Origin of the sequence: Priestia sp. JV24 (assembly GCF_025910025.1) — a bacterium.
In the GTDB taxonomy this organism is placed as follows: Bacteria; Bacillota; Bacilli; order Bacillales; family Bacillaceae_H; genus Priestia; species Priestia megaterium.
This window is the reverse complement of record NZ_JAPCIN010000023.1, coordinates 758,499-780,820: the sequence shown is the minus strand read 5'-3', so window position 1 is coordinate 780,820 and position 22,322 is coordinate 758,499. Positions and strand designations below refer to the sequence as shown.

The 22,322-nt window shown below is 38.7% G+C and carries 23 protein-coding genes; 18 read left to right on the top strand and 5 right to left on the bottom strand.

Translation table 11 applies throughout. From position 1 onward, the window contains the following. Nucleotides 1–190 precede the first annotated feature (190 nt). Entirely contained in the window at nucleotides 191–985 is a 795-nt protein-coding gene (locus OK414_RS25270) for a phosphotransferase family protein (RefSeq protein ID WP_013085241.1), read from the top strand. Nucleotides 986–991: 6 nt separating this feature from the next. Here the strand turns inward: OK414_RS25270 and OK414_RS25265 are convergent, their stop codons facing one another. Further along, complete coding sequence (locus tag OK414_RS25265) at nucleotides 992–1,270, bottom strand: YtzH-like family protein (protein ID WP_013059510.1); 279 nt, start codon at nucleotides 1,268–1,270, stop codon at nucleotides 992–994. Between the two features lie 127 nt (nucleotides 1,271–1,397). Here OK414_RS25265 and trmB point away from each other — a divergent pair, with 127 nt between their 5' ends. Beyond that, nucleotides 1,398–2,048, top strand: a complete 651-nt coding sequence (gene trmB / locus OK414_RS25260; RefSeq protein WP_263045137.1) for a tRNA (guanosine(46)-N7)-methyltransferase TrmB — start codon at nucleotides 1,398–1,400, stop codon at nucleotides 2,046–2,048. Nucleotides 2,049–2,123: 75 nt separating this feature from the next. After that, complete coding sequence (locus OK414_RS25255; RefSeq protein WP_263045136.1) at nucleotides 2,124–2,981, top strand: YtnP family quorum-quenching lactonase; 858 nt, start codon at nucleotides 2,124–2,126, stop codon at nucleotides 2,979–2,981. On the opposite strand, the gene OK414_RS25250 is transcribed toward OK414_RS25255, so the two are convergent. Continuing rightward, on the bottom strand, nucleotides 2,950–3,261 hold the full coding sequence (locus tag OK414_RS25250; protein WP_025750689.1) for a PepSY domain-containing protein: 312 nt from the start codon (nucleotides 3,259–3,261) through the stop codon (nucleotides 2,950–2,952). The genes OK414_RS25255 and OK414_RS25250 overlap by 32 nt on opposite strands. 152 nt (nucleotides 3,262–3,413) lie before the next feature. Here OK414_RS25250 and OK414_RS25245 point away from each other — a divergent pair, with 152 nt between their 5' ends. The 8 genes from OK414_RS25245 to murC all read left to right on the top strand — a co-directional run bounded on the left by OK414_RS25245 (nucleotide 3,414) and on the right by murC (nucleotide 13,054). Continuing rightward, nucleotides 3,414–4,487: a M42 family metallopeptidase gene (locus OK414_RS25245; RefSeq protein ID WP_016765750.1), complete on the top strand. Its 1,074-nt coding sequence runs from the start codon at nucleotides 3,414–3,416 to the stop codon at nucleotides 4,485–4,487. 58 nt (nucleotides 4,488–4,545) lie between these two features. Beyond that, complete coding sequence (locus OK414_RS25240; protein WP_263045135.1) at nucleotides 4,546–5,073, top strand: DUF84 family protein; 528 nt, start codon at nucleotides 4,546–4,548, stop codon at nucleotides 5,071–5,073. 153 nt (nucleotides 5,074–5,226) lie between these two features. Beyond that, nucleotides 5,227–5,544 (top strand): thioredoxin family protein, encoded by a 318-nt coding sequence (locus tag OK414_RS25235; RefSeq protein ID WP_013059504.1) that lies wholly within the window; start codon nucleotides 5,227–5,229, stop codon nucleotides 5,542–5,544. Nucleotides 5,545–5,616: 72 nt separating this feature from the next. After that, nucleotides 5,617–6,429: a DUF1444 domain-containing protein gene (locus OK414_RS25230; protein WP_014457994.1), complete on the top strand. Its 813-nt coding sequence runs from the start codon at nucleotides 5,617–5,619 to the stop codon at nucleotides 6,427–6,429. 2 nt (nucleotides 6,430–6,431) lie between these two features. Beyond that, nucleotides 6,432–7,037, top strand: a complete 606-nt coding sequence (ytpR, locus tag OK414_RS25225) for a YtpR family tRNA-binding protein (RefSeq protein ID WP_013085234.1) — start codon at nucleotides 6,432–6,434, stop codon at nucleotides 7,035–7,037. 429 nt (nucleotides 7,038–7,466) lie between these two features. Then, nucleotides 7,467–10,574: a DNA translocase FtsK gene (locus OK414_RS25220; RefSeq protein WP_095378908.1), complete on the top strand. Its 3,108-nt coding sequence runs from the start codon at nucleotides 7,467–7,469 to the stop codon at nucleotides 10,572–10,574. 339 nt (nucleotides 10,575–10,913) lie between these two features. Continuing rightward, on the top strand, nucleotides 10,914–11,567 hold the full coding sequence (locus tag OK414_RS25215) for a hypothetical protein (protein WP_034648632.1): 654 nt from the start codon (nucleotides 10,914–10,916) through the stop codon (nucleotides 11,565–11,567). Between the two features lie 185 nt (nucleotides 11,568–11,752). Further along, nucleotides 11,753–13,054, top strand: coding sequence for a UDP-N-acetylmuramate--L-alanine ligase (gene murC, locus OK414_RS25210; RefSeq protein WP_013059499.1), 1,302 nt, complete (start codon nucleotides 11,753–11,755; stop codon nucleotides 13,052–13,054). 40 nt (nucleotides 13,055–13,094) lie between these two features. Here the strand turns inward: murC and OK414_RS25205 are convergent, their stop codons facing one another. After that, nucleotides 13,095–14,210: an aminopeptidase gene (locus OK414_RS25205; protein WP_013085232.1), complete on the bottom strand. Its 1,116-nt coding sequence runs from the start codon at nucleotides 14,208–14,210 to the stop codon at nucleotides 13,095–13,097. A 281-nt stretch (nucleotides 14,211–14,491) separates the two neighbouring features. On the opposite strand from OK414_RS25205, the gene OK414_RS25200 reads away from it, so the two are divergent. From OK414_RS25200 to motS, 7 genes are all read left to right on the top strand, one after another. Further along, entirely contained in the window at nucleotides 14,492–14,977 is a 486-nt protein-coding gene (locus OK414_RS25200; protein ID WP_013085231.1) for a DUF948 domain-containing protein, read from the top strand. Nucleotides 14,978–15,004: 27 nt separating this feature from the next. Further along, nucleotides 15,005–15,460: a YtxH domain-containing protein gene (locus OK414_RS25195; protein ID WP_013059496.1), complete on the top strand. Its 456-nt coding sequence runs from the start codon at nucleotides 15,005–15,007 to the stop codon at nucleotides 15,458–15,460. 213 nt (nucleotides 15,461–15,673) lie between these two features. Continuing rightward, nucleotides 15,674–15,997 (top strand): bacillithiol system redox-active protein YtxJ, encoded by a 324-nt coding sequence (ytxJ, locus tag OK414_RS25190; RefSeq protein WP_013059495.1) that lies wholly within the window; start codon nucleotides 15,674–15,676, stop codon nucleotides 15,995–15,997. Nucleotides 15,998–16,325: 328 nt separating this feature from the next. After that, entirely contained in the window at nucleotides 16,326–17,402 is a 1,077-nt protein-coding gene (locus OK414_RS25185; protein ID WP_016765743.1) for a bifunctional 3-deoxy-7-phosphoheptulonate synthase/chorismate mutase, read from the top strand. A 558-nt stretch (nucleotides 17,403–17,960) separates the two neighbouring features. Next, nucleotides 17,961–18,959: a catabolite control protein A gene (gene ccpA, locus OK414_RS25180; RefSeq protein ID WP_263045134.1), complete on the top strand. Its 999-nt coding sequence runs from the start codon at nucleotides 17,961–17,963 to the stop codon at nucleotides 18,957–18,959. Nucleotides 18,960–19,011: 52 nt separating this feature from the next. Continuing rightward, the gene (gene motP / locus OK414_RS25175) at nucleotides 19,012–19,815 is read left to right on the top strand and encodes a flagellar motor protein MotP (protein WP_016765742.1); all 804 of its coding nucleotides are present in this window, start codon (nucleotides 19,012–19,014) and stop codon (nucleotides 19,813–19,815) included. Continuing rightward, nucleotides 19,805–20,461: a flagellar motor protein MotS gene (motS, locus tag OK414_RS25170; RefSeq protein ID WP_016765741.1), complete on the top strand. Its 657-nt coding sequence runs from the start codon at nucleotides 19,805–19,807 to the stop codon at nucleotides 20,459–20,461. The genes motP and motS overlap by 11 nt, the downstream gene beginning before the upstream one ends. Before the next feature lie 29 nt (nucleotides 20,462–20,490). Here the strand turns inward: motS and OK414_RS25165 are convergent, their stop codons facing one another. Together OK414_RS25165 and OK414_RS25160 are read right to left on the bottom strand one after the other, a co-directional pair. Further along, the gene (locus tag OK414_RS25165; protein WP_263045133.1) at nucleotides 20,491–21,654 is read right to left on the bottom strand and encodes an acetoin utilization protein AcuC; all 1,164 of its coding nucleotides are present in this window, start codon (nucleotides 21,652–21,654) and stop codon (nucleotides 20,491–20,493) included. Further along, on the bottom strand, nucleotides 21,654–22,295 hold the full coding sequence (locus tag OK414_RS25160) for an acetoin utilization AcuB family protein (RefSeq protein ID WP_016765739.1): 642 nt from the start codon (nucleotides 22,293–22,295) through the stop codon (nucleotides 21,654–21,656). The genes OK414_RS25165 and OK414_RS25160 overlap by 1 nt, the downstream gene beginning before the upstream one ends. Between the last annotated feature and the right edge of the window lie 27 nt (nucleotides 22,296–22,322).

Here is a 22,322-nt window from a genome sequence, read left to right as displayed (position 1 = left end):
TATTGTCTTCAACCACTTGACGAAAAAAGTATGATGGAGATAATATTTATAAAGGATGGCTATTGATACATATCCTCAATAGCCGTCTTTTTTATTTACTAAGAAAATAACGTCATGATGTCTTAATAGATTGCTTTATTGAGTGAAATTTTTAAACGAAATGTGTGTGTTGAAATTGAAGGTGAATTGGTTGGAAGATATATTAGGAAGCGAATGGGAAATTACTCCTGCTGGCGGAGCGACAGGAGAAGCTTATTTTGCAAAATTTCAAGACCGAAAGCTTTTTTTAAAGCGTAATTCATCACCTTTTTTAGCAGTATTGTCAGCTGAAGGAATTGTACCGAAGCTCGTGTGGACAAGACGAATGGAAAATGGAGATGTGATCACAGCTCAGCACTGGCTAGATGGTCGAGAATTAAAACCAAAAGATATGAATTCGAGTCGAGTGACAGAATTGCTTAGTAAAATTCATCATTCAAACGAGTTATTAGATATGTTGAAAAGGTTGGGGAAAACACCGCTTCTTCCCGAAGACGTGCTAGCCGATATTGTAGAGAATGTGGACGAGCGACTTCAAAAAGAAAGTATTGTAGAGCAGGGAATCAGTTATTTACAAGCAGAGCTTCTGTCCGTTCAGACAGATAAATATGTTGTGTGTCATTGTGATGTGAACCACAATAACTGGATGCTTGGAGAGAATACGCAGCTATATTTAATCGACTGGGACGGAGCGATGATTGCAGATCCTGCTATTGATTTAGGTTTATTGCTTTATTGGTACATCAATCCATCTCAGTGGGAAGAATGGCTTGAGCATTATGGGGTTGAACTAACCGAGAACTTGAAAAAGAGAATGAAGTGGTATGTGATAAGTCAAACCATTTTATTCATTGAATGGCATCGTTCGAAAAATGAACATTCTGAAATGAATTACTGGCTTGAATATCTCCGGATTTTGCTCGTCAACGACATTCAAGCACAGTAGCAAAGATTATGACAAGGTAGATAGTTCTTGGACCCATTGTGATAAATTTTGTTGATTGGTTTGAATATGTTCGTCTAAATGAGCAGCACTTTTTGCATCTTGCGTGTATTTATACACGTTTTGTAGTGTTGCTTGTACGTCTGTGCTAGCGTATCCTTTTGCTAACATTGATTGAATTAAACGTTCAACCTGTTCACATTCCGCAACCGTTCCGCAGCAATCACTTTGATGATTAGATAAAATATCTTTTAATATATTCATTTGGTGTTCGGCATTTAAAGGCATTAAGCATCATCCTTTCTCGTATGATGCTCTTATTTTTTTCTATCTAAACACAATTATGCATGAGAATGTCGGTTGTTTCGAATAACCGACATTTTCAATGCGTCAAAATACATTAAAGAGGTGCAACATGAGATTACGAAACAAACCTTGGGCAAAAGATAAAATTGCTGAAAATCCCCAATACGTGGTTCCAAACCCAGCAGAGTATAAAGGGAACTGGAAAGAGGTTTTTGGAAGCGAAAATCCTCTCCATATTGAAGTAGGAACAGGAAAAGGCCAATTTTTAGTAGGGATGGCTAAACAAAATCCGCATATCAACTATATTGGAATTGAAATGTATGAAAGTGTCATCTTAAGTGCTCTAGAACGATTGATTGAAGAAGAGCTTCCAAATTTAAAGCTGTTGAATGTAGATGCTAACCAGCTTAGTGAGTTTTTTGCAAAAAATGACGTGGATCGCGTTTATCTCAATTTCTCTGATCCATGGCCAAAAAAGAGACATGCCAAACGCCGTTTGACATACAAAACGTTCTTAAGCATGTATGAAAACCTGCTGGTTGATGGTGGAGAAATTCACTTTAAAACAGATAATCAAGGGCTATTTGAATATTCATTGACAACCTTTTCAGAATATGGGCTTCTTCTCAAATACATTAGCTTAGATTTGCATAAAAGCGATTTTGAAGGCAATGTTATGACGGAATATGAAGAGAAATTTTCACAAAAAGGCAGCCGTATTTACCGCTGTGAAGTAAAATACCTGAACGAAAAAGACTGAGTTCCTCAGTCTTTTTTTGTTCAAAAAGAGAAGGAGATAGTGATAAAATAAAAAGGAATATAATGGAGGTGCAAAATGGAAACGTTAACAATAGGCGAGTTAAAAGTGACATGGCTTCGTGGAGGGAATAATCATTTAGACGGAGGAGCAATGTTTGGTGTTGTTCCAAAAGAGCTTTGGACAAAAAAATATCCTATCTCAGAAGGAAATCGAATTCCAATGAGGACTGATCCTTTGCTCGTTCAAACTGAAAAACACCTCATGTTAATTGATGCAGGTATAGGGAATGGTATGTTGGATGAGAAAAAAAAGCGTCATTTTGGTGTAACAGAAGAATCATTTATTGCTGAAGATTTACAAAAGTTAGGGTTTACGTGCGAAGATATTACTCATGTCATTATGACGCATCTTCACTTTGATCATGTGTCAGGCTTAACAAAGTGTACCAACGGACATTTTTCCTCTGTTTTTCCAAATGCAAAAATCTTTGTTAGTGAAATCGAGTGGAATGAAATGAGAAATCCTAATATACGTTCTAAAAATACGTATTGGAAACAAAATTGGGAATTTATTCAGTATCAAGTAATAACATTTAGCGATAAAGATGAAATTGTGCCTGGAGTAACGGTTCATCATACCGGCGGTCACAGCGATGGTCATGCTGTAGTTGTATTAAAAGGAAACAATGACATCTTAGTGCACATGGGCGATCTTTTGCCAACACATGCACATCAAAATGTCTTATGGGTAATGGCATATGATGATTATCCAATGACTTCGATTGAACAAAAGCAGCAGTGGCTAGCTTATGCCTATGAGAATCAAGCTTGGCTAAGTTTTTATCATGATGCTTTTTATCGAGCTGTAAAATGGGATAACAAAGGAGAAATAGTTGACGAAATTAAACGGGTGCATTCAGCGTCAATTCAATAATAGAACCGCTTTTTTTATCAATGAAAAACTCGTAATGTTCCTGTTTTGCATCACGTGTTCTGATAATTCCACCTGTATAACCATAAAAAGAGAGACCATGTTTTTGAATGACTTTAGTCGTTGTTTCAATCCATGAGCCATCGATTGCCCCATTTTGTTTAAAAGCGCTTTTAACAATCGTAAGGGCTTCCGATGAGGAAATTGACGACTTTCTTTTTTGAAGAATATAAGCGCTTGCAAATCCGACTGCAGCTCCTGCTATTAGTTGAGTCCATTTCACGTTATTCACCTGCTTTTTAAGGATATGTTTTCATCATTATATCAAATTGTCGAATGCTTTGTTAAGTTGAGTTGTAGAAGAGAAGGACGGAACTAGCAACTATTTCCGGTTTTCGATACAATAAAGAAAATGATACATAAAGGAGAGTATATATGAACAATGAAACGCTATCTCTATTTAAAACATTAACGGAGTTACCAGGTGCCGCTGGAAACGAACATCAAGTACGTTCATTTATGCGCTCGCAAATTGAACCCCTTGTAGATGAAGTCATTCAAGATGGGTTAGGAAGTTTATTCGGCGTTCGCTATAATGAGGAAAAAGGTCCTAAAGTAATGGTAGCGGGACATATGGACGAAGTAGGATTTATGGTGACGTCTGTAACAGATAAAGGAATGCTTCGTTTTCAAACTCTAGGAGGATGGTGGAGTCAAGTACTGCTAGCTCAGCGCGTCCATGTTGTTACAAAAAAAGGTTCTATCACCGGCGTAATTGCTTCTATCCCTCCTCATTTATTAGACGAATCACAGCGCAACAAGCCAATGGCCATTAAAAATATGATGATTGATGTGGGCGCAGATAGTAAGCAGGAAGTAGCAGAAATGGGCATTCGTCCTGGCGATCAAATTGTACCGATTTGTCCGTTTACGCCAATGGCAAATGAAAAGAAAATACTGGCGAAAGCATGGGATAACCGCTATGGGTGCGGACTTGCGATTGAATTATTAAAAGAAGTAAAAAATGAAAAATTGCCAAATATCTTATATTCTGGAGCTACTGTGCAAGAAGAAGTAGGGCTTCGCGGTGCTCAATCAGCTGCGAATATGATTAAACCGGATTTGTTTTATGCACTAGATGCTAGTCCAGCTAACGATACATCAGGCGACAAAAATGCGTTTGGACAATTAGGAAAAGGCGTATTACTTCGTATCTTTGACCGTACGATGGTCACACATAGAGGAATGAGAGAATTTATTTTAGATACAGCTGAGACAAACAGCATCCCTTATCAATACTTTGTTTCTCCAGGAGGTACGGATGCAGGGCGCGTTCATACTTCTAATAATGGAGTTCCTTCTGCGGTCATCGGCGTATGTTCACGTTATATTCATACTCATGCTTCTATGATTCATGTAGATGACTATGCAGCTGCAAAAGAATTACTAGTCAAACTTGTACGTTCTACAGACCAAACAACGCTCGATACGATTAAGCAAAACGGATAAAAAAGAACAAAGCAGCTGCTTTTGCGGTTGCTTTGTTTCATAATGACAGGAGAAAAAAATGAAAATTGCAATCGGAACGAAAAATCCAACAAAAGTAAATGCAGTAAAAAAAGTATTTGGAGATACTTTTACATATGTAGAGGTAGCCGTGCAGTCCGGGGTGTCGCCACAGCCTTTTTCTGACGAAGAAACCATCCAAGGAGCGGTTAATCGCGCGCGTGCTGCTGTGAAAGAGACAGGTGCTGATATTGGTATTGGGCTTGAAGGAGGGGTGCAGGAAACGCCTCATGGCTTATTCCTTTGCAATTGGGGAAGTCTTGTTACCTCTAAGGACCTTGTTGAACCGATTTTAGGTGGAGGGGCTCGTATTCGGCTTCCTGAAGCGGTAGCCGGTATGCTTCGTCATGATAAAAAAGAATTAGCCGAAGCTATGGAAGTGTATACAAACCAAAAGAATATTCGAAAAAAAGAAGGAGCAATCGGTATTTTCACCAATGGGAATTTAGATCGGACCGCTATGTTTTATCAGGTTGTTTTAATGCTAAAAGGACAGCTTGATTTTAGGACGGATCAAGCTGTTCAATAGGAAATTTCTTTGTAACCCTTTATAATAGAAAAGCATCAGTGTATGATAGTTGCAACAACTCATATACTATGTTTTGATGTAGAAGGATTAAATAATGTATAGGGCTTTAGCCGTTTAAATACGAAAGTAAAAGAAAAAGTGGAGGAAAGAAAAATGGAAAAAATGCAAACAATTGAACAATACAAAGAAATCATTAAAGAAGGAAAACATATCATGATGTTTTCAGCAGACTGGTGCCCAGATTGCCGAGTAATCGAGCCCGTACTTCCAGAAATTGAGGCGAATCATAGCGAGTATACATTTCACTATGTCGACCGCGACGACTTTATCGATCTTTGTGCAGAATTAAGCATCTTTGGAATACCAAGCTTTGTTGGTTACAGCAACGGAGAAGAAACAGGGCGTTTTGTCAGCAAAGACCGTAAAACAAAAGAAGAAATTGAAGAGTTTATTAACGGCTTAAATGCATAAATCAAGTGAAGACTGATAGCGATCTACAGCTATCAGTCTTCATACATAAAAATGAGAAAAGGAGGCGTAAATATGGCGAAAATGAATAGTCAAAAGATGAGAAAACTACTAGAAGAGCGATTAACGGGTGCGGATTGGTCATTTTTATTTGATCGTGAAAAAGATACGCTGCGCGTTGAACATCAGGAAACGAAAAAAGGTGTAACCATTTCTTTACCTGGGCTAATTGCAAAATGGGAAGAAAAAAAGGAAGCGGCTCTAGATGAAATGGTATATTATATAAAAGAAGCTCTTCGTGTTATGAACGATGAACAGCAGGTAACGGGAAAAGAAAAGCGCATTTATCCAGTTATTCGCTCAACGTCTTTTCCAGATAAATCGAATGAAGACGTGCCGTTGATTTATGATGAACATACAGCTGAAACACGCATTTATTATGCGCTTGATTTAGGCAATACATATCGTCTATTAGATGAGAAACTAATTCGTAAGGAAAATTTAGATCTATCCGCAGTGCGGGAAATGGCTAAATTTAATCTTCGCTCTTTGCCGATTTCACATAAAAAAGATACGGTAGCAGGCAATGACTTTTATTTTGTAAATCAGAACGATGGATACGATGCAAGCCGAATTCTTAACGAGGCATTTTTGCAAGATTTTGCTTCTAGTGTTTCGGGCACAATGGCTGTAGCAGTACCTCATCAAGATGTGCTGATTCTAGCTGATATCCAAAACGAAACGGGTTATGATATTCTTGCGCAAATGACCATGAGCTTTTTTGCAAGTGGACGTGTACCCATCACAGCTCTTTCATTTTTATACGAAAACGGTGAGCTAGAACCTATTTTTATTCTAGGGAAAAATCGCAGTAAAGGACGGGACTAATTATGAATCTTTTTTATAATAAAGAAGGTATCGGCGATACGTTAATCGTCAAGCTAGAAGATATCGCAATTGAAAATCGCACGTTTGAAACAAAAGGCGACGTTGTGCGTATCTTTGATCAAAAATCAAATACAACAGCTGGCTATAACATTTTTCATGCTTCTTCTAAGTTAAAAGTAGAGGGAAATGGTTCTCTTGAATTAACAGAAGAAATGGTCGAAGAAGTAAATCGTGTACTTAGCGAAAGCGGTTTTGAAGGTAAACTTGAAGTGGATTTATCTCCTAAATTTGTAGTGGGATACGTTCAAGAAAAAGAAAAGCATCCGAATGCAGATAAGCTGAACATCTGTAAAGTAGATGTTGGCACAGAAACACTTCAAATTGTGTGTGGAGCACCAAATGTAGACGCAGGTCAAAAAGTCGTGGTAGCAAAAGTAGGAGCGGTTATGCCAAGTGGTATGATCATTAAAGATGCAGAGCTGCGCGGTGTGCCTTCTTCAGGTATGATTTGCTCTGCTAAAGAGCTGGCGCTTCCGAACGCTCCTCAAGAAAAAGGAATTCTAGTACTTGAAGACAAATATGAAGTAGGTCAGCCTTTTCAAGCATAAAAGCAGAGTGCGATACTGATTTATAGGGCAAAAGCATGATGTTTTTTTACACGTATATTTCAAAGCGTTACAGTTGCTGAAAAGCAATTGTCAATTCTTAAAAAGGTTTGATAAAATTAAAAGCCACTAGTATATACTAGTGGCTTTTTTCGCGTTTAATTATGAGTGCTAACTAGACGCAAAAAAATATTTTTGCAAAGAGGAATTTTACTGTATAAATAAGGGAAGCAAAATAGTAGATTTTATAGTAAGAGTTCAAGCATACGTGATAGAATGATAAATGAAAAGATAGTATATATATCCATCTCAGAGAATACTTTGAGGCCAAAGGTAAATAAAGGATGCATGGATAGCTTTTTGTAGATATCGCAGCACTGCGGTATAAGAGGCTACACGAAGTAAGATAGTCTGATAGAAAGAGTGATAAAAATGGGTTTTGTACGAAAAGTAATGGATTATTTACTAGGATACGAAGTGAAAGAAATTGTTGTAGACGAACATGGAAATACAACGGAAGAATACCCTTTAAATAGAGAAAAAACAATTCCTAAAAAGAAGGCTCCTAAGCCTAAACAAATGCAGTCAGTTCATCAAAAGCCAGTGATGAAAGCAGCGCCAAAACCTTCTGTTCCACACTCAGCCAGAACGCAAAAGCGGAGTTACAGTGAAGAACAGCAAGATGTTCATACAAAAGTAGCTTATCAATATCCAAAAGGAACGTTTCGTTTTCCTTTAATTGATGATACGGGAGAAGCAAAAAAGGCAGCACCGCCTAAAAATGAACCAAGGCTTGTAACAAAAAAGGCACCGGCTCCGTTTTATCAAGAGCCTGTTCGCAAGTCGGCGCTAACACAGCCTAAGTCAGTATCTCAGCCGTTAAAAACGGTATCTGAAAAGAAAGAAGCGGTTCCGCAAGTAAGAAAACGTCCGTTTCGTCCGACTGAAATTCCTTCACCTGTCTATGGGTTTAATAAGCGGCCTTCTAATGTTGGACAAAACGGAAGTGAGGAAGTAGTAGAATATGAGCTTCCGAGTACACAGTTATCAAAAGCAGCGTTTGAAGATGAAATTTACCGACGAGCGATGAATACAGCTGTTGTAGAGCCGTTAAGAAAACCAGTTTCTAAGCCTATGGCCGAAGAAGCACCGATTCAAGAAACAGAAGAAATGATGCAACTGTCTTCTCAGCGTTTTGCTCAGTGGAAGCAATATGAGGAAAATCAAAAAGAGAAGCTATCATTTCCTGAAGAAAAGCCAAGTTCTTCAGTAGCCGTAAAAGAACAAGAAGAGGTGCCAACTTTTGAAGAATCACACGCGGTCGAACCGTTAGTCGGACAAGAGAGCACTCTTGACTGGGATTTAGCGAAAGGTATGACAGCGCCCGAAGAAGTTCCAATTTCAGAGGAAACGCGTCCGTCTGAACCATCAGTTTCTCTCCAACAAGAGATAGGAAATGAGACTGAAGAAGTAGAAACGTTGATGGACGGAAGCGCAGGGTTTTTACAAGCAGCAGAAGCAGCAGAAGAAGTAGAAGTACTAAAGCCTAGAAAGAAAGAAGAAGCTCCAGCTGCTGAGAAAGAAAGTGACGTCATTCTAGAAGAGCCAGCAAACAGTGTTCATATGGAAGCAGAACATGAGCTGAATTCTGAAAGTTTAAATTCATCGCAACCCGCAGCTGATGAATGGCAACCAGAAGCGGCATCGGCTGTTGTTCACCAAGAACTTGAAAATTCGGTGATAAAAGAGGAAGAGAGCAGTATGCAGGAAAGTCAAGAGTTACAAGAACAAGTACAGCAAGAGTCAACTGTAGAACCTCTTGTACCTGCAGAACAGCCAGGAAATGCTGAACGAGTTCGCGGTAAGCGATTAGTACCTTTTAACGTGATGATGCTGAAAAAAGACCGCACAAAGATGAATAACAGCCCTCGAGAAAAAAGTCAGCCGTCTCAAGGTTCATACCAAAGGCAGGAGACAGAAGCTCTGCAAAAAAAAACGGAAGTAAGTAGGCAAGAAGAAGTTCACGGTGAAAAAACCAAAGAAGCAGTTCCGCAGGCTTCGTTAAAAGCTGAAGAACCTGTAAATGTAAAGGCTTCTTCTCCTTATGCATTTCCTGGAATGAACTTGCTTAACATTCCTCCAGCTACTATTGAAGAAGATAATCAATGGGCGGATGAGCAGCGTGAGCTTTTGGATATGACATTAAAAAACTTTAACGTTCGAGCTAAGGTCGTAAACGTCACGCAAGGTCCTACCGTGACCAGATTTGAAGTACATCCTGAACCCGGTGTGAAAGTGAACAAAATTACGAATTTAACAGATGATATTAAACTGAGCCTAGCCGCGCGTGATATCCGAATTGAAGCGCCAATTCCAGGGAAAAATACGATTGGAATTGAAGTGCCAAATCGTCAAAGTAAGCCGGTGTTAATTCGTGAAATTTTGAGGCATCCTTCTTTTAGAAAAGATAACTCTCCTTTAACGGTGGCGTTAGGGTTAGATATTTCAGGAACGCCGGTTGTGACTGACTTGAATAAAATGCCTCATGGTTTGATTGCCGGAGCGACAGGGTCTGGTAAAAGCGTGTGTATTAATACTATTATCGTCAGCTTGCTTTATAAAGCTGCGCCGCACGAAGTCAAGCTTATGTTAATTGACCCTAAAATGGTTGAGCTAGCTCCTTACAACGGTATTCCGCATTTAGTCAGCCCGGTTATCACGGATGCTAAAGCAGCTACTACAGCTTTAAAATGGGCAGTAGAGGAAATGGAGCGCCGTTATGAATTGTTTGCACATGCGGGCGTACGTGATATTACAAAATACAACGAACGTGTAAAAGAACATAATGAAAAAAGCGGGGAGCTCCCATATCTAGTTATTATTATTGATGAACTTGCCGACTTAATGATGGTATCTCCTGGGGAAGTAGAGGAAGCTATTTGCCGTATTGCACAAAAGGCAAGAGCATGTGGCATTCACTTATTGCTTGCAACGCAGCGTCCTTCCGTAGATGTGATTACGGGCTTAATTAAAGCGAATGTGCCAACGCGTATTGCATTTTCTGTTTCTTCGCAAGTTGATTCACGTACAATTATCGACACAGGGGGAGCAGAGAAGCTACTAGGTAAAGGTGATATGCTGCTTCTTGAAAACGGCTCTTCTAAAAGCGTTCGCATTCAAGGGAACTTTGTTTCAGATGAAGAAATTGACCGCGTTGTAGATCATGTCAAAAAACAAATGAAGCCAACATACCTATTTGATCAAGAAGATTTGTTGAAAAAGCAGCAAAGCTTTGCTTCAAATGAAGAAGATGAGCTTTTCTATGAAGCATGCGAGTTTGTGCTAGACCAAGGCGGTGCATCTACTTCCAGTCTGCAAAGACGCTTCAGAATGGGGTACAATCGCGCTGCACGCCTAATTGATATGATGGAGCAGCAAGGAATTATTTCAGAAGCAAGAGGAAGCAAGCCGAGAGATGTGCTCATTACCGAAAACGAGCTTCAGGAAATGGAAAGTCAAACAGCCACTTCTACATTTTAAGCTGTTTTTCTACATGTAGGTTAAAAAAGAGGCTATGCAAGATCAGCAGGATACAGCATTGTGTGAGTTAACGCTCTGTCACTGTATCCGTCGCCTCTTTTTTTTCTGCTTTAAGTTCGTTTATACAGAATTTGAGTAGAGATTTTGGAAGAAATCCATGAAGAAAAAAAGGAAAAGGTTTGTCAGAACTAGTAAAATGATTTACTATATGTAAGGATAATGTGTGTGTTGCTTTTTTAGCATGTGATAGTTTGCTATCATTTCTCACCAGCAGAAACATATGAGCTGAAGGCGTATAAAGAGGACAAACTAAAATAATTAGAGTACGAGTGAAGAGTAATGAGAGAAGAAAATCATGAACTGATTAACTTTAATGAAATTCGTGAACAAAAGCAGCTTCAGTCTGATAATGCTATTTGCGACTTTTACAATCAATATTTCTTTTTTGTGAACCGCTATACGAATATACGAGAAAAAGTGCGGGCTTCACATTTATTTAAAGAGTTAGTAAACTTACCTCATGAGGCGCCTCTGTCTGATTCCTATGAACAATTATTTTTTCAGTGGTTTGCATTTGAATATGTAACCATTCAGGGGAAAACCCTGCTGCAGCTTTTTTTAGCTGATCAGGCGAAGCAGAAAACAGAGTCGTTTTTGATTCAAGGAGCCTTTTTTTTGACGAGTGTACTAGAGCCAATTATTGTGTCTAAAGTACCTAATTCGTTTTTCTTAAAAGGATATACCCCATTGACAAATGAGCAGGTTATCATCAAAGATGTAAGAGGAAGATTTGCAAATTTAGAGGAACAACAAGTAATTTGGATTCGAAAAATAAAATCAATCGGATATGACGTGTTAATTGACTCTTTCTTTTTAGGACATAAACAACGCATTGAACAGTTAGTAACGCAATATAATGACAAAAAAAATGCAATGACATGGCGCTCATTTTTAAAACAGCAGGCTATATACTATGTGATGAAGCCAAAATAAAAGGCCGTTTCGCAAGGGAAGAGAGTAGAAATGGAGTCATGGAGTTATGTTATAAGAAGTGATATAATGTACGGATGTTATCGTGAAATCAGCAATCAAACGACATTTATATACGTTTGTAAGAGCAATTCTAGATAACCGTCATATACTGTCTTACAGATAGACGAATGTTGGAGGTTCTTTATATGACAGTTTACCATTTTGTAGGTATTAAAGGAACAGGAATGAGTGCGCTTGCGCAAATCCTAAACGATATGGGCTTTCAAGTTCAAGGATCGGATATTGAAAAAGAAATTTTTACGCAAAAAGCACTAGAACAGCAGGGAATTCCTGTTTTACCATTTGATAAAAATAATATTAAAGACGGCATGACTGTAATTGCAGGAAATGCTTTTCCTGATACGCATGAGGAAATTGCAGAAGCAGCTTCAAAAGAAGGAGTCAAGCTTGTACGCTATCACCGTTTCTTAGGTGACTTTATGAAACAGTATACGAGTGTAGCCGTAACAGGAGCACACGGAAAAACATCCACAACGGGTATGTTAGCGCATGTGATTCAAGGAGCTGAACCTACTTCATATTTAATTGGAGACGGTACGGGTAAAGGTGTAAAAGACAGCAAGTATTTTGCGTTTGAGGCATGTGAGTATCGCCGCCACTTCTTATCTTATACGCCAGACTATGCAATTATGACGAATATTGATTTTGATCACCCTGATTATTTTGCCAATATCGACGATGTATTCAGCGCGTTCCAAGAGATGGCACTTCAAGTCAAAAAAGGAATTATTGCCTGTGGTGATGATGAACATCTGCAGCAAATTCAGGCGAAGGTACCTGTTCTTTATTATGGATTAGGCGAAGAAAATGATTTCCAAGCACGTAATATCGTAAAAAGCACAACAGGCACAACATTTGATGTGTTCGTTCGTAATACATTCCACGCATCATTTGAAATTCCAGGGTATGGCGACCATAACATCTTAAATGCACTTTCTGTTATTGCACTTTGTCATTATGAAGAAATTGACGTTGCTGTGCTGCAAGAGCGTTTTAAAACATATCAAGGTGTAAAACGTCGTTTCAGTGAAAAGAACGTTGGCAAACAAGTGCTAATTGATGATTATGCACACCATCCAACGGAAATTAATGCAACGATTTCAGCTGCTCGTCAAAAGTATCCAAACCGTGAAGTTGTGGCTGTTTTCCAACCGCATACTTTTACGCGTACACAAACGTTCTTAGAGGACTTTGCAGCAAGCTTACAGCACGCTGATAAAGTATATCTATGTGATATTTTTGGATCAGCTCGTGAGCATCAAGGTAAGTTATCAATTGAAGATTTACGAAGCAAAATCAGCGGAGCTGAATTAATTAATGAAGAAACAATTGAATCGTTAAAAGACCATAATGAAGCTGTATTAGTATTTATGGGTGCTGGAGACATTCAAAAGTTTGAAAAACTATATCAGCAAACCGTATCATAAAAAAAAGGCACTCAGGAGAGTGCCTTTTTTATTTCAAAACTCATTTTAAATTTTCAGGATTTAACGCTTTTAATTCTTCAATAACAAATAACCCGTCTTTACGAATTAACACGTCATCGAAATAAATCTCACCGCCGCCGTATTCTGGGCGCTGAATCATCACCATATCCCAGTGAATATTTGATTTGTTTCCATTATACGCATCTTCGTAGCACTCGCCAGGAGTGAAGTGGAAACTTCCGTCAATTTTTTCATCAAATAAGATGTCTTGCATTGGATGTTGAATATATGGATTTACGCCAATCGCAAATTCGCCAACAAAACGTGCGCCTTCATCCGTATCAAAAATGCCGTTGATGCGTTCTGTATCATTAGCGGTTGCTTCAACAATCTTACCGTTTTTAAATGTTAAGGATACATTCTCAAACGTAAAGCCTTGATAGTTAGAAGGAGTGTTGTAAGAAATTGTTCCGTTTACAGAATCACGTACAGGAGCCGTGTATACTTCACCGTCCGGAATATTCATTTCCCCGGCACACTTCACTGCAGGAATATCTTTAATAGAGAACGTTAAGTCTGTATTCTCACCTGTTAAACGCACTTTGTCCGTACGGTTCATGAGCTCAACCAAAGCATCCATCGCTTTGCTCATTTTGCCATAGTCTAAGTTACATACATCAAAATAAAAATCTTCAAATGCTTCTGTACTCATTTTAGCAAGCTGCGCCATTGAATCGTTTGGATAGCGAAGAACAACCCATTTTGTTTTTGGAACGCGAATTTCTCTATGTACTTTTTTACCGATCGTATTCCCTTGGATTTTCATTTTATCTGCCGGAACATCTGATTGTTCAAAAATGTTTGAACCAGAACGCAAGCCAATATAAGCATTCATTTCTTTCATCACATTTGCTTCGAAGTCTGCCATCATATTGAACTGCTCTTCTTGTGCACCGTTTAAAAGAGCGCGGTCTACCGAATGATCTTTTAGCAGTACAAATGGATAACCACCCGCCTTGTACGCTTCATCTACAAGTGCTGTCACAAGTTCGCGCTGAAGTCCAAAGTTTTCGATTAATACTTTTTCTCCTTTTTGAAGGCGAACAGAATAATTAATTAAATTTTTAGCTAATGTCGCAATTCTAGGGTCTTTCATAAATAGTGCCTCCTTAAAATAGCAATGATTGGTGATTCACTTTCTATTGTACCCCACTGAGCTTATTTTGTTTGTTTTTATGCTTTAAAATCCTTTTTTTCTTTAGGAAGGGAAATAACTCATATATCGCGAAATAATGTACAATCTTCCCTTTTTCTGAATAAAAGCAGAGAGGATATGGTAAAGTTAAAGAGTCTATAGGGAATAGAAGGTTTAATTGTTTATAAAATTGGGAAAGTAGTTATAACAAGAGAGAAGAAAATAGGAGGTGCCTTGCACAGATGGTTATTATTCTTTATTTAAGCGCTGCTATTGTTGCCATTGCGATTTTTTACCTGGTGGTTTCCGTGTCCAAAACATTGAAATCCGTTCAGCACACATTAAATTCAGTGGCAGGTACTTTAGACGGTGTAGAAAAGCAAATGACAGGAATCACAGCTGAAACAACTGCACTTTTACATAAGACTAATCTGTTAGCTGAAGATATTCAGCGTAAATCCGAAGCGCTGAACACAGTGGTGGATTCTGTTAAAGGCGTAGGTGACTCAATCCAAGACCTAAATAAGTCTATTAAAAGCGTATCATCAAGCGTTTCAGAGAAAGTAGAAGAAAATAAAGAAACTGTTGCTCAAGTTGTTCAATGGAGCAATGTTGCATTAGACGTATGGGAACGTATAAAATTAAGAAAACAGAAAAAAGTTGAAGCAGAGCCTGTACCTGTTGAAGTAAAAGAAAAAGCGGTTCAACGCTCACGCTCATTTTCATAAGGATGAACTTTAAAGGAGGAGACGCATATGTCAAACAAACCAAATAAACCAAACAACACTTCAAATAAAGGCTTTTTAGTAGGAACAGTGATTGGAGGAGTTGTAGGAGCTGCAACGGCATTACTACTTGCTCCAAAATCAGGTAAAGAGTTCCGTTCTGATTTAAATGAGCAGGCAGCTTACGTTCGTTTAAAAACAGAGCAAGCGAAAAACAGCGCTGTTGAAAAAGGACAAGGGTTTGCTCAAACGGCTAAAGAAAAAACAGCTGGTTTATCACAAACACTGTCTGAGCAATCTTCACAAGTAGTGGACAAGGTGAAAAACTTCCGTAAAGTAGATCCTGAACACGAAGCATTACCGCCAACAAGCTTAGAAGTGCTTGCTGATGAAGTTGAGTCTCAAAGCAACGAAGACGTTCAGCAAAAGCTAACAGAAGCTCAAAAAGCACTAGATGAAGTGGAAAGCACAGTGCCACGGCCATAATAAAGAATCAAAAGCGTTTACCGTATAGGGTGAACGCTTTTTTTGTATGTAATTTAGGTTGGATAACAACAAGTAAATAATCGTTTCATTGCAGAAAAAACCCCCACCTTATAAATGAATTTATGAGCATCATACATAAAGCTGAGCACTCTTTTTGTATGGAAACGCTCAAACCATGTAAACTTAAGAGTAAGTATAGAAAGGGTGAAAAAAATGAAAAAAATTTCAACAGTTGAAGAGTTCGAACAAGTTGTAAAGGAAAACAATCGCTTTTTATTTTTAAAACACAGTACAACGTGTCCAATTAGTGCAGCTGGTCATGAGGCATTTTCAGCATTTGCTTCTAGTCATGAAGACATTCCTTCTTATTATCTTCATGTTCAAGATTCACGTGATGTATCTAACTATATCGCTGAGACCTATGAAGTGAAGCATGAATCACCTCAAGCGCTTCTGTTTGAAGATGGAAAAGTGAAGTGGCATGCTTCTCACTGGAACATTAATGAAGACGAATTAGCGAAAAACGTAGCTCACTAACCGAAAAAGTATTTTAGTAAAAGAAAAATCCGAACATTAATCGTTCGGATTTTTTCATTGAAAGGGTGAACGTAGGTTTACTGTATGACAAGCAATCCATAATAGATTGTTTATTCCATTTTTTCGCCTTTAGATTGGAGCGATTTAGCTATGCCTCAACCTCTTTTTTTTATAAGCTGATTGCGGTTTCATCCGCTTTTTCGTACAATAGATGTAGTTTAGCACATAAAAGCAGAGAAGCCCCTTACATATATCCTCCATCATCTATCATCTTATGTAGTAACCCTGCTAAACGGATTTTTTAAAATCAGTGAAAGGGTGGACGTACATGACGAATTCAAATCTTCAGCATTTGCGATCTCAAATTGACGAAGTAAATATGAAACTGTTAAAGCTTATTAATGAGCGAGGCGAGCTTGTTCAAGAAATAGGAAAGTTAAAAGGCATGCAGTCAACCAAACGGTTTGATCCCGTTCGTGAACGAGCAATGCTTGATGCGATTTTAAGCAAGAATGAAGGACCGTTCCAAACGTCTACGCTTCAACATATTTTCAAAGAAATTTTCAAAGCTCATTTAGAGCTTCAAGAAGATGATCATCGTAAAGCACTTCTTGTATCCCGTAAAAAGAAGCCGGAAAATACAATTGTTACGGTAAAAGGAGAAACAATTGGTGACGGACTTCAGCGTTTTGTAGCAGGACCTTGTTCCGTTGAAAGCTATGAGCAAGTAGCAGCCGTAGCAAAAGTCGTGAAGCAGCAGGGTGTGCGGATGCTTAGAGGCGGAGCCTACAAGCCAAGAACATCTCCTTATGATTTTCAAGGCCTTGGCTTAGAAGGATTGCAAATTTTAAAAAGAGTAGCTGACGAATACGATTTAGCCGTTATTAGTGAGATTGTCGACCCTGCTGATATTGAAACAGCTGTAGAATACGTAGATGTGATTCAGATTGGTGCTCGTAATATGCAAAACTTTGAGCTGTTAAAAGAAGCGGGTGCGATGAAGAAGCCTGTCTTATTAAAGCGAGGCTTAGCCGCTACGATTGATGAGTTTATTAATGCTGCTGAATACATTGTGTCAAAAGGAAATGATCAGCTGATTTTGTGTGAACGAGGAATTCGTACGTATGAGCGAGCAACGCGAAATACGCTAGATATTTCAGCTGTTCCCATTTTAAAACAAGAAACTCATTTACCTGTTTTAGTCGACGTCACCCATTCAACGGGAAGACGAGATTTACTTGTTCCAACGGCTAAAGCAGCTCTTGCCATCGGTGCAGATGGAATTATGGCAGAAGTTCATCCAGATCCTGCGGTAGCACTTTCTGATTCAGCTCAGCAAATGGATATCCCGCAATTTACAGAATTTATGAAGCAGCTAAAACCTATATGTAACTTAAATTTATAAAAAAACGTAAAAATGAAAAATTCGTATACTTTTATGACAAGTTTGAGGCACTTAATGGTTTCAAGCTTGTTTGCCTTTCGTTATAATAAAGATAAGCGAAATTATTACGTATTTTGAAAACAGTCGATAACTTTTGTCAAAATAGGAAAGAATAAGTGCAAATCCAAAAAACAAGAATTTATGAAATTCTCGTGAAACTTGTCGGAAAAAGGCGGTAAATACGTTGCGATGAAGCACATAGTATCGTATAGTAGTTACAGATATTCGCTATCATTCTGTGATTGCATATGATATAAATTCGCGATTCACTTTTTTTATTTACTTAATATACACCGTCTTTTACATTGTTACATATAAACTGGTAAAATTGTCTTTGCCACGTAATAATAAGGGCATAACAGGAATGATTTAGATGCATACAGGGTATCTAAGCTGTATGTAAGAGTGAAGGAGCTAGAAATAGCCATTCTATAAAGGAAGATGGATTTATATACGTAAATACAAGAAATGAAATAAGGATAAAATAAACGAAATGTTTTTCGATAAGGAGTGTTTGTTGTGAACGTAACAATTTATGATGTAGCAAGGGAAGCAAGCGTGTCGATGGCAACGGTTTCTCGTGTGGTAAACGGAAATCCAAATGTAAAACCATCAACTAGAAAAAAAGTATTAGAAACAATTGAAAGACTAGGCTATCGTCCGAACGCAGTAGCGCGTGGATTAGCAAGTAAAAAAACAACGACAGTAGGAGTTATCATTCCTGATATTTCAAATATTTTCTATGCAGAGTTAGCGCGCGGAATCGAAGATATTGCAACAATGTACAAATATAATATCATCTTAAGTAACTCCGATCAAAATCAAGATAAAGAACTTCACCTTTTAAATAACATGCTTGGTAAACAAGTAGATGGAATCATCTTCATGAGTGGGAATGTAACGGAAGAACACGTAGAAGAGCTAAAAAAATCACCGGTTCCAGTTGTCCTTGCAGCATCAATCGAATCAACTAACCAAATCCCATCTGTAACTATTGATTATGAACAAGCAGCTTTTGATGCAGTGCAATCACTAATTGACAGCGGTCATAAAAATATTGCATTCGTTTCAGGTACGTTAGAAGAACCGATCAATCATGCGAAAAAAGTAAAAGGGTACAAGCGTGCTCTTACGGAAAGCGGATTGCCTGTAGGTGATTCTTATATTGTAGAAGGAGACTACACGTACGATTCAGGTATTGAAGCGGTTGAAAAACTATTAGAAGAAGATGAAAAACCAACTGCTATTTTCGTTGGAACGGATGAAATGGCATTAGGCGTTATTCACGGGGCACAAGACCGCGGGTTGAATGTACCAAACGATCTAGAAGTTATCGGTTTTGATAACACAAGACTTTCAACAATGGTTCGTCCTCAGTTAACATCTGTTGTACAGCCAATGTATGATATTGGTGCAGTAGCGATGCGTCTCTTAACAAAATACATGAACAAAGAAACGGTAGACAGCAGCATTGTACAGCTTCCTCACCGCATCGAGTTCAGACAATCAACAAAATAATACCTGTGAATGAATAAGAACGAATCCAAGTTCAGACACGGGGAGATAGAATATGAAAAAAATTGATATGCTCACACCTATAGGGATACTAATTGGTATCTCTATGGTTGTGTTTGGGGTTATTTCAAGTGGGGGAATGAGCGGTTTTTTAGCTTTTATTGATGTACCATCGATTTTAATTGTACTGGGAGGCGTTTTTGGTACGCTGTGCGTGAGCTTTCCTTTAAAACAATTAAAAAATATGGGAAGAGTAGGGAAACAAGCGTTTCAATCGAAAGAAATAAACGTAGAAGAAATTGTAGGAACATTTGTACATTTATCGGAGAAAGCGCGTCGAGAAGGGCTTCTATCGTTAGAAGCAGAACTTGAACAAATCGATGATTCATTTGTGAAAAAAGGTATTTTGCTAGCCATTGATGGAGTAGAACCAGAAATGATTCGAGAGCTGCTTGAAGCTGAAATAGCTGCAGTGGAAGAAAGACATGCGAGAGGTCGAAGTATGTTTGAAAAAGCAGGCGATTATGCCCCCGCTTGGGGAATGATTGGGACGCTCGTTGGGCTAGTGCTAATGCTTAAAAGCCTTAATACTCCTTCGTCGCTTGGGCCTAACATGGCAATTGCTCTTTTAACGACTTTCTACGGGGCGCTGCTTTCAAACTTGTTTTTTCAGCCAATCGCAGCTAAATTAGCTGGTAAAACGGAGCATGAGCTTTTTGTTAAAGAAGTGATTATTGAAGGTGTCATCGGCTTGCTGGCGGGTCAAAATTCTCGCTTTGTGCAAGCAAAGCTAAAAGTATTTGCCCCTGTTGAAAAACGAAAGCTGGAAGAAAAGAGAGAACACGTTCGTGAAGCGTAGAAGAAAAAGGTATTCGGCACAGTCGCCAAAATGGATGGTAACATTTGCTGATTTGGTGACGTTAATATTAGTTTTTTTTATTTTACTATTTTCAATGTCTAGCGTTGATAATCAAAAGTTTCAGACCGTTGTCAATTCGCTTACAAGCGGTGGCTCATTAGCTTCTGTAGAAAAGAGCCAGCAGTCTCAAAAGCTGGATAACATTTTAGCGAAAGTGCAGGGCTACCTGAAGGAAAATAAGCTTCAGAATGTCATTACTGCTAAGCGAGATAAACGCGGAGTTGTGCTTATTTTACAAGAACAGGTGCTGTTTGAAACAGGACAAGCGGACATTTTGAAAAAAGGTACTCCTTTTCTAGATGAATTAGGAAGGTTATTCAGTACTATTCCAAATGATATTAAAGTAGAAGGTCATACCGACAATCGACCCATTCACACCTATCGTTATCCATCTAATTGGGAACTATCGGCAGCGCGTGCTAGCGGCGTCATACGTTATTTAACGAACCATTTTTCTCTTTCTGCTAACCGCTTTGAAGCACTTGGATATGGAGATACAAAGCCGCTTGTTCCGAACACGTCTAATGACAATCTACAAAAAAATAGACGCGTCGAAATTATTATTTCAGATCCCGAAGCACAGTGAAAAAGGCCATACGCTTGTATAGCCTTTTTTTAAGAATGAGATGTATGAGAACGAATAGGATAAAGAGCGCGCTCAAGAGTTTGAGCGTTTTTTTCTGTTATTTCTGGTTTTCTTGGAATTGGCTGATAGATATTAGGTTCATCATCCCACTGCGTGCAAACGGGGTGGGGCGATACTTTTGTCCATTTTTCAAGCCATGACAGAGGAAGCATGCCTTCTGCCTTTCGTTCAATCATTTCAAGCCAAATGAATGACCAAGCCCGAGGAACAACCCGCCAAATATCATAACCTCCTCCGCCAACCGCAATCCATCTTCCCTGACAGTATTCATGGGCAATTTCATGAGCAATTTTAGGAATCTCACGGTATATTTTCGTGGTGCCGCATAAATGAGTGAGCGGATCGTAATAATGAGAATCGGCTCCATTTTGTGTCAAGATAACATCTGGTTTAAAAAAAGCAGCTACTTCTTTTAAAGAGGTCTTATAAACGTCGAGCCAAGACTCATCTTCGGTATAAGCATCAACAGGCACATTAAATGAATAACCATAGCCTTCACTGTGCCCGCGTTCGTTAACGTTTCCCGTACCTGGAAACAAGTAGCGTCCCGTTTCATGAATGGAAAGAGTACAAACGGAAGGGTCGTCATAAAATATCCATTGAACGCCGTCACCATGGTGAGCATCTGTATCGACATAGAGAACGCGCGCGTTGTACTTTTGCTGCATATATTTGATGGCTACCGCGCTATCGTTATAAATACAGAAGCCGGAAGCTTTTCCTCGAAAGCCGTGGTGCAATCCTCCTCCTAAATTTAGAGCATGCTTAGCTTTTCCAGTCATCACATAATCTACAGCAGTAAGTGTACCTCCAACTAAAAATGCACTGGCTTCATGCATGTTGGGAAACATAGGTGTATCTTCTGTTCCAAGACCAAAATCTGCTGCTTTTTCAACAGAAAGCTCGCCGCTTCCTGCTAATTTTACCGCTTGAATATAGCTAGTATCATGGACAAGCTGAAGTTCTTCATCAGATGCCATCCGCGGTAATACAATATCTTGATTGCCTAAAGCGCCAAATTCCCGTAACAGTTCATATGTTAGTTGAACACGAAGCTGGTTAAACGGATGATTATTGCTGAATTTGTACGAAAGAATATCATCTGAATAAATAAATACAGCATTACTAGTCATTACGTCATCTCCGGTAATTTAGGCCACAACACCTCATAGCCGTTTTCTTTTAATGTATTTATACTAATTAATGGATTAATAGCTTGAATGCGAAGCACAAGGATTTTATATCGTTCATCTACATCAGGGTAGACAAGTACGCTTAAGATGTTTGTTCTCGTTGAACCAAAAAGGGATGTAACTTCAGCGAGCACGCCAGCCTTGTTTTCTACTTTTATTTCAATTTGTGAACCTGGTTTATTGGTACCGGTAAGCTGAATAAACGTATGTAATAGATCTCTCTCGGTAACAACTCCTACTAACCGCTTGTTTTTTGTGACGGGAATACAACCGATTTGATGTTCATAAAAAATACTTGCAATTTCTTCAACAAAATCAAGAGGGTGAGCTGTAATGACTTCTGTTTGCATAATCATCCGCACGGGCTCGGATAGAAGAGCAGACGTATAAGTATTATCTAAAATAGATGGACTTGCATCTCTTACGTCTCGATCAGAAATGATGCCAACTACGTGATGAAGGTCATTAACGATAGGAATATGTCTAATCTTATGTGTATCTAAAAGTTTCATAGCTTCAGCAATCGTATGGTCGGGGGTTAAGGTAACGAGATCGGTTTTCATCATTTCTTCAACAATCATCAGACACGGCTCCTTTTCTTAAAGGTC